Raw genomic sequence first — 7,932 nt, forward strand, 5'->3', positions numbered from 1 at the left:
AGTAATGGAAAAAATACTAGACGTTAAAAACTTAAACGTAGACTTTTCAACCTATAACGGTACCGTCCATGCTATTCGAGGTGTCGACTTCCACTTAAACAGTGGTGAGACCCTAGCTATAGTTGGTGAATCTGGTTCAGGTAAATCAGTTACAGTTCGTACAGTTCTACAATTAATGGCCAAAAACGCCAAAATCACTCAAGGAGAGATCCGTTATCATGACGAAGATCTCTTGAAAAAATCCGAAAAACAAATGGATGATATTCGAGGCAATAAGATCTCGATGATCTTCCAAGATCCAATGACCTCACTTGATCCAACCATGACGATCGGCAAACAAGTGGCTGAACCACTTTTGATCCACAACAAAGTGTCCAAAGCTGATGCTTTAAAACGTGCTGAAGAAGTACTTCGCTTAGTTGGTATCCCTAATCCAAAAGCGAGAATGAAAGACTATCCTCACCAATTTTCCGGTGGTCAAAGACAACGGATCGTCATCGCCATTGCCATCGTCAATTATCCTGAGATCTTGATCGCTGACGAGCCCACCACAGCGCTAGACGTGACTGTTCAAGCTCAGATCATTGATCTCTTAAAAGAACTTCAACAAAAAATCGGTACTTCGATCATCTTCATCACCCACGACCTTGGTGTCGTAGCTGGTATCGCCGATCGAGTTGCCGTTATGTATGCCGGCAAACTAGTCGAATATGGAAACGTTGATGAGATTTTTTACGATCCTCAACACCCTTATACTTGGGGCTTGTTGGATTCAATGCCAACGCTTGATACCGACGACCAAAATCGACTCAACTCGATACCTGGTACCCCACCAAACTTGTTGAACCCACCAAAGGGAGACGCCTTCGCACCTAGAAACGCTTATGCGATGGAAATCGACGAAGAGGAACAACCGCCATTTTTCAAAGTATCGAAAACGCATTACGCTGCAACTTGGCTATTGCATCCAGATGCTCCCAAAGTTGAACCACCTAAGTCGATCCAACAACGTTTTGAAAAATATCAACAAATGTTAGGAGGCAGTGTTAAATAATGGCTGACGAAAAAACACCGATCGTACAAGTTAAACATTTGAAACAGTATTTCAACATCGGCAAAGCTAACGAAGTCAAAGCTGTCGACGACATTTCCTTCGATATTTACAAGGGTGAAACGTTTGGATTAGTTGGTGAATCTGGTTCAGGAAAGAGTACGACCGGAAGAAGTATTATCCGTTTGTACAATCCAACTTCGGGACAAATTTTATTCGAGGGTGACGATATTAGTAAGATCAAAAATCGTTCGCCACGAATGAAGCAATTCCGTCAACAAATGCAAATGATCTTCCAAGATCCTTACGCTTCATTGAATCCTCGTATGAAAGTCAAAGACATCATCGCCGAAGGTTTAGACATCAACAACTTGTCAAAAAATGATGATGAACGGACTCAAAGAGTTGAAGAGCTTCTAAACATGGTCCACTTGAATCCAGAACACATGTCACGTTACCCTTATGAGTTCTCCGGTGGACAAAGACAACGTATCGGGATCGCCCGAGCTTTAGCTGTTGATCCTCAATTCATCATTGCCGATGAACCGATCTCAGCCTTGGACGTTTCCATCCAAGCTCAAGTCGTTAACTTGTTACAAGACATTCAAAAACAAAGAAACTTAACTTACATGTTCATTGCCCATGACCTTTCCATGGTTAAGTACATCAGTGACCGGATTGCGGTTATGTACAGCGGCAAAATTGTCGAATTGGCTTCGGCTGATGAGATCTACAATAATCCTTTGCACCCTTATACACAGAGTTTGCTTTCAGCTATCCCTGTGCCTGATCCTGAGGTCGAGAAGACTCGGGAACGGATCGATTTTGATCATAAGAAGCATTTTTCTGATGATCAGAGGCTGCAAGAGGTTCAGCCTGGGCATTTTCTTTATTGCAGTGATGAGCAGGCTAAGAAGTATTAATATAGGCTATCAAACCTTTTTAGGTTTGATAGTTTTTTTGTGGTTGTAGTTTGGGTAGAGGTTCATTGCCGGTTCTGTGGGGGATTCCGGAAATTGCGCTGTGGAACGCCATGGACGCCACTTTGAGCTATCCGGGAAACCAACCCGGACATCTCAAAGCTGGGTCTTTCACTAAGCGGTAAACCGCTAAGTGAAATTTCATGGCTGACAGCGAATTTCCTCCATCCCCCACAGAACCTAGGTTTGGCAAAAACTCAATTTTTTCGTGGGGTACGGTACTTATTTTTACTTCTCAAAACTGTTTTGATTAGTTTTGTGTTTCTATCCTTTTTTCGTTCCTAGGATTGTTGTTTCGGTTTCTATCTTGTTGATCCTTGTTAGTGCTTTTAAACCATTGAAATAAGCTGTTTCAGATTCTTTGACATGGCTTATTTTTTGTAGCGATTTCATACAAATCTTGGGACTTTTTGTATGAAATCGCTACATTTTTTATCATGCCTTCTCACTCTTCACCCCCAATCTAACTGGCTCATATAATATTACGAAATTTTCTCCTAATTTCTCTTTCCACAACAAAAATTCAAAAGATAGATAAAACCAATCAAAACTCGTAGGAAGAAATAAATCTAAGTACTACTAAATCAACCAAAACAGTCTACTGAGATAAAACTAAGTACCGTACTCCCACACACAAAGGGAGTTTTCCACTACCTTAGGTTCTGCGGGAGGGTGGAGGGAATTCGCCGTCAGCCGCGAAATTTTCGTTTACACGGCATGGGCCGTGCTTACGAAAAGACCCAGCTTTGAGATGTCCAAGGCAGGTTTCCTTGGATAGCTCAAAGTGGGTCCGCAGCGTTCCACGGCGCAATTCCCGGAACCCTCCCGCAGAACCGGCAGTGAACCTCAAACAAAAAAATCTCAACCGCACAATCACACGGTTGAGATTTTTTTATATTATTCTGGAACATACTCACGATGTTCTATTGGCTCGTAGTTGGCTCTTTGGCCTCCTACGTATTTTGGTCTGGAGCGCAAGGCTGTTACGTGGGCTCCTCCTAGTTCTTTGATCGATGGTCGAACTGGTACTTGTACGAATTTTACGTGCATGCCGATCGAGGTGTCGCCGATGTCTAGGCCTGCTTGAGCTACTATGTGTTCAACTTCTACTGGGTCTTCGAATTGCTCGAAGGCTGCTACTGAGCAGGCTCCTCCGGCGTGCATTGCTGGTACTACTGAGACTATTTCAAAGCCTTTTGCTTCGGCTACAGCTCTTTCTACTACTAAACTTCGGTTGATATGTTCACAGCCTTGGACTGCTAAGTTGATGTTTAGTGGTCGTAATTTTTTTAATAGTGTGTAGATGATTCTTTGGCCTACTTCTGGGTTTGAATCTTTTCCGATGTGGCCTCCAACTACCTCACTTGTGGAACAGCCTAATACGAATAAGTCGTTTGGTCTTAATTTAGCTGCATCCAATACATCTTGTACTATGGTATTCAAATTATTTTCTAAAGTATCCAACTCCATTACTGATTACCCCTTTACCCAATTTGGTTTTATTTTGATTAAACTGCCAACTACTAAGACACTTACGGCGATTCCAAAGCCTACTTGTGCTAAGTTACTTGGGATCGATGCTAGACCTGCTGGCCAGCCGAATAAGAGACTTGTAGCGAAATAGTAGCCGACGACCATGATGGCACTTCCTGCTATTAGTGGTAGTAAGATGTTTAGCAGAGTCAGTTTTTTATTTTTGGTCATGAAGCCGACGGTGAATCCTTGCAATCCGTGGATTACTAGCGAGAACAAGCACCAGACAGGATAGCCAGAAATAATATCGATCAAAAAGCCGCTGGCACCTCCGACGATCAAGCCGACTGGGTTACCAAATAAAATTGCGCTAGTATAAATGCCGACCTCGCAAAGTGTAACTAAACCGTGCGTTCCGGGAACCGGAATGACGACTAATATTGAAAGTGCGACGGTCAAAGCTGTTAAAATTGCGGCAAGAACTTCTTGCCTGATCCTAGTTTTTTGCATCATGATCCTCCAATTTATAAAAAATATTTATGACGGAAAGTTGCGACTAGCTCCTTGCCAGACGCTTCCAACAGAGTTGCCGTGGACAATAGCGGCATAGACGAATGATTTAGCTTTTTCAACAGCTGTTTCCACCGATTGTCCAAGAGCGATGTTAGCTGTTACGGCAGCCGAAAAAGTACAACCTGCGCCATTTGTCATCGAGATGTTAGCCTTAGTATCTTCAAAAGTATACTCTGAATTGGGAGTTAACAAATAATCCACAGCTTTTGCACCGCTAAGGCGACTGCCACCTTTGATGACGACGTTTTGACAGCCTAACTTTTGAATGGCTTGGGCGGCTTTTTTCATATCTTCGAGGCTGTTGATCTTAACGCCACTGAGTTTTTCCGCTTCCACCAAGTTAGGCGTCGTGATGAGTGCTTTTGGCAACAGTTCTTTCACTGCCGTCAAATACGGTTTGTCGCAATCAGTACTGCCTTCTTTAAAAACCAAAACTGGGTCCAAAATCAGTGGTGCGGGATTTTCTGCCAAGGTTTCAGCAATCAAATGGACGTTGTTGATATCGCCGACTAAACCGATTTTTATGGCCGATAGTTTCATTTGCGAGATGATCGAGTCTAATTGATTTCTCAAAGTTGTCTCATCAAGCGTTTCGATTTTGACGCTATCTTTAAAAATACTGGCGATGCTCGTAATGGCACTGACCCCAAAGATGTTGAATTCTTCAAAAGTCTTGAGGTCAGCTTGCAAGCCACCGCCAGCTAGACTGTCAGATCCGGAGATCGTTAAGACGTTTTCCATAAAACTACCTCCTAATTTTTCTATTATTTCGTGAATGGCTCATATTAACAACCACCAATTGGTTTGTTTTTGACCCAACCAATTTGTATACTTACATTAAACGAGGAGAATATTTATGATAAATTGGTCCAATAATCTACCCGACATTAAGCCGAAATATTTGGCTATCATTCAATTGATCAAGACTTTGATCCAAAACAACGAACTCATCCCCGGTCAACGTTTGCCTTCAGAACGTAGCTTAGCCCGCTGGTTTTCCGTCGACCGTTCGACCGTCAATCGAGCACTCAGTGAATTAGCTGCTCAAGGAATAATTTTTAAAAAAATGGGTAGTGGCACTTTTATTGCGGAAACACCGACATTGAAACCTCAAACTATTAGTATCAATTGGCAATCACTTTTAGAGCCAGTTACGACTCAAGCCGATAATATCGAAGATCAACTAATGCAAGCTCGGATCTTGAATAAGGGTGAGTTGATCGATGGAGCAGCCGACGAATTGCCCGCTGACTTGATCCCCGACATCGGAACTTTTGAGTTTGACTGGGAGAAACACCTCGAAAACCACAAGTATGCTTCCACAGGTTATCAACCACTGATCGATACCTTAGGCCAGCATCCCCAGATGAAACAAAATATCGACCTCGCTCAGCAGACTATCATGGTTTCCGGTGGTGCGGCTCAGTCGCTTTTGTTGGTGTTGAGTAGTCTGCTCAGTACCGGCGATGCTGTGGCTTTCACTACTCCGTCATATTTCAATGCCACTGCCGTTTTTCAGACGTTAAATATCAGGACATTCGGTGTCCCACTGAATAATAGTAATTTCGATATCGACCAGTTGGAGGACACCATCATCAAACATCGGATCAAACTCTTAATAATGAATCCTACTTTTGAAAATCCGACCGGTGAAACTTTGACCTTATCACAGCGAAAGCGAATTTTGAGTGTCTGCCAACAATATCAAGTAGCCGTCGTTGAAGACGATGTCTTCGGTTGGCTTTCGACAACCAAGGCCGACGTGCCGACGTTAAAAGAGTTAGCACCGACTAACGTCATTTACATCAGTTCCATGTCAAAATTGCTCGGTAAAGGAACGCGGATCGGCTGGATCATTGCCCCACAAGCAATCGGTCAACATTTACTGCAAGTCCAGAGCAAACTCGACATGATCCCTAGCATGTTGGCTCAAGAAATGGTCAACATGGTTCTTAATCGAAAAAACTTTTTGCCGGAGCTTAACGAATTGACTGCCACCTTGGAAAAAAGGCGTAATGCCGTGGCTGAAATTTTCCGCAAATATCGACCTGATTGGCAGTTTGCCATCCCTGCCGGCGGTTTTTACTTGTGGGTGACGCAGTCAGAGGGCGACATCTTCAATCAATTGCTCGAAAAAAATATCCTCGTCAAACCTGGTGGCATATACGGAGCCGACCGCTTCAGTTTCCGCTTCAATGTGGCACGAATGAACGAAGCTCGATTGCAAGAACTAGGAGAACGTTTAGCTGAAAAAAAAGCGTAAAGAATAGGATTTTTTCCTGTTCCTTACGCTTTTTTGCGATAGTACTTACTTGTTAACGATGTACTTGATCTCTTCACCTTGATCGGCAGCGATACAGTTGGTAGCAACGATCGTTGCCATCGCATTACGAGCTTCCACAGTCGCATTGCCAATGTGGGGAGTTAAGATGACATTCTTCAATTGCTTGAAGCCATCGTCGACCTTTGGTTCTTTTTCATAAACGTCTAACGCTGCTCCAGCTAACTCTTTATCCTGCAAAGCTTTGAGTAATCCTAGCTCATCGATCACAGCGCCTCTGGCAGCATTGATCAACAATGCAGATTTTTTCATGGCCTTAAACTCAGCCGCTCCCAAATAATGATGCGTGGAGGGAGTGTCTGGAATGTGCAATGTGATGATATCAGAATTTTTGACTAGCTCGTCTTTCGTAACGAACCTTGCGCCTAATTCAACTTCTCGAGCCTTCGGCAATTGATGGCGCTGCGTATAGAGGATGGGCATGTCAAAAGCGTGCATTCTCTTAGCAACTTGTTGGCCGATCTGACCCATACCGATGATTCCTAAAGTCTTGCCACTTAACTCGTGTCCGAGGAAAAACAGTGGTGCCCAGCCGTTAAAGCCGGCTCCTCGCATCAACTGATCTCCTTCAACGATTAGATGGGACAAGCTGATGATCAAACCAGTCGTAACCTCAGCAGTAGAAGTAGCTGAAACAAACGGCGTATTCGTAACGGGGATACCCTTCTTCTTGGCGTATTCAACATCAATATTATTAAATCCCGCTCCAAAATTAGCAATCAACTTCAATTTTGGCGCAGCGTCAATAATCTCCGCATCAACCTTAGTCGACAAAGGCGTGATCAAAAAATCAGCCTCAGCAACACCTTTTTTCAAAGTCGCTTGATCGATCAATCCCTCAACAGAAAAAGTATCGATCTCCAAGCCAGCTTTTTGAAGCAATTCACTAGCAGCATCAGGGATCTGCCCTGCAATAAATACTTTAGACATACACTCACCCTTCCTTAAATCAATATCTCAATTTAATTATGAACCTTCTAGAAAAACTTTAAAAGATAACTGCATGACGGTCGAATGTTAATTGTCTTTGGTAAATCAAAATTATCATTGCAGTGAAATCGCACCATAAAAAAACATAAATGAGAATATATAGTTAAGCATCCACCAAAACTTCAGTGTGCCACCACTCTAGGTTCTGCGGGAGGTGGAGGGAATTCGCCGTCAGCCGCGAAATGAAGGAACGTAAGTGCTAAGGCACTTGTGCAACTGGTTCTTGGTGGTGGCTACGCCACCGAACGACTATGGAAGCCACGGCGCAATTCCCGGAACCTCCCGCAGAACCGGCAGTGAACCTCCCCCCAAACAAAACAAAAAAAACACTCACTGAATGTGAGTGTTGATCAATTATGTATCGTTTATTTAGGGGACTAAAGGTTGAAAGATGAATATAACAAAATAACCCCGGCATACCGGGATTTTATTGTATAAAAATAGACATGAGCTTACTCATATCATTATAATTAAGGCGTCGAAACCAATTACAAAGGAGTATTCATGTCCATGTCTATTTTACA

7 protein-coding genes are annotated in these 7,932 nt (G+C 43.1%); 3 read left to right on the top strand and 4 right to left on the bottom strand.

What is annotated here, in order from left to right:
• The first annotated feature begins 4 nt into the window (after positions 1-4).
• On the top strand, positions 5-1,054 hold the full coding sequence (locus EKM69_RS05925; RefSeq protein ID WP_125709118.1) for an ABC transporter ATP-binding protein: 1,050 nt from the start codon (positions 5-7) through the stop codon (positions 1,052-1,054).
• Positions 1,054-1,974: an ABC transporter ATP-binding protein gene (locus EKM69_RS05930; protein WP_125709120.1), complete on the top strand. Its 921-nt coding sequence runs from the start codon at positions 1,054-1,056 to the stop codon at positions 1,972-1,974. Before EKM69_RS05925 ends, EKM69_RS05930 begins: the two co-directional genes overlap by 1 nt.
• A 954-nt stretch (positions 1,975-2,928) precedes the next feature.
• Here EKM69_RS05930 and EKM69_RS05935 read toward each other — a convergent pair.
• The 3 genes from EKM69_RS05935 to thiD are packed head-to-tail and all read right to left on the bottom strand — an operon-like array spanning position 2,929 to position 4,818.
• Positions 2,929-3,501, bottom strand: a complete 573-nt coding sequence (locus EKM69_RS05935; RefSeq protein WP_125709122.1) for a TIGR01440 family protein — start codon at positions 3,499-3,501, stop codon at positions 2,929-2,931.
• 6 nt (positions 3,502-3,507) lie between these two features.
• A complete protein-coding gene (locus tag EKM69_RS05940) occupies positions 3,508-4,014 on the bottom strand; it encodes an ECF transporter S component (RefSeq protein WP_125709125.1) in 507 nt (168 codons plus the stop codon).
• Between the two features lie 27 nt (positions 4,015-4,041).
• Positions 4,042-4,818: a bifunctional hydroxymethylpyrimidine kinase/phosphomethylpyrimidine kinase gene (gene thiD, locus EKM69_RS05945; protein ID WP_125709127.1), complete on the bottom strand. Its 777-nt coding sequence runs from the start codon at positions 4,816-4,818 to the stop codon at positions 4,042-4,044.
• Positions 4,819-4,933: 115 nt separating this feature from the next.
• Between thiD and EKM69_RS05950 the strand changes: the two genes are divergently transcribed.
• On the top strand, positions 4,934-6,340 hold the full coding sequence (locus EKM69_RS05950; protein WP_125709129.1) for an aminotransferase-like domain-containing protein: 1,407 nt from the start codon (positions 4,934-4,936) through the stop codon (positions 6,338-6,340).
• 45 nt (positions 6,341-6,385) lie between these two features.
• Here the strand turns inward: EKM69_RS05950 and EKM69_RS05955 are convergent, their stop codons facing one another.
• The gene (locus EKM69_RS05955; protein WP_125709131.1) at positions 6,386-7,348 is read right to left on the bottom strand and encodes a 2-hydroxyacid dehydrogenase family protein; all 963 of its coding nucleotides are present in this window, start codon (positions 7,346-7,348) and stop codon (positions 6,386-6,388) included.
• Positions 7,349-7,932 lie beyond the last annotated feature (584 nt).

This window comes from Companilactobacillus zhongbaensis, from assembly GCF_003946515.1.
In the GTDB taxonomy this organism is placed as follows: domain Bacteria; phylum Bacillota; class Bacilli; order Lactobacillales; family Lactobacillaceae; genus Companilactobacillus; species Companilactobacillus zhongbaensis.

Bases quoted from the DNA above. Each gene is read 5' to 3' on its own strand.
- thiD (WP_125709127.1), bottom strand. From the start codon at position 4,818: ATGGAAAACGTCTTAACGATCTCCGGATCTGACAGTCTAGCTGGCGGT.
- EKM69_RS05940 (WP_125709125.1), bottom strand. From the start codon at position 4,014: ATGCAAAAAACTAGGATCAGGCAAGAAGTTCTTGCCGCAATTTTAACA.
- EKM69_RS05930 (WP_125709120.1), top strand. From the start codon at position 1,054: ATGGCTGACGAAAAAACACCGATCGTACAAGTTAAACATTTGAAACAG.
- EKM69_RS05950 (WP_125709129.1), top strand. From the start codon at position 4,934: ATGATAAATTGGTCCAATAATCTACCCGACATTAAGCCGAAATATTTG.
- EKM69_RS05925 (WP_125709118.1), top strand. From the start codon at position 5: ATGGAAAAAATACTAGACGTTAAAAACTTAAACGTAGACTTTTCAACC.
- EKM69_RS05955 (WP_125709131.1), bottom strand. From the start codon at position 7,348: ATGTCTAAAGTATTTATTGCAGGGCAGATCCCTGATGCTGCTAGTGAA.
- EKM69_RS05935 (WP_125709122.1), bottom strand. From the start codon at position 3,501: ATGGAGTTGGATACTTTAGAAAATAATTTGAATACCATAGTACAAGAT.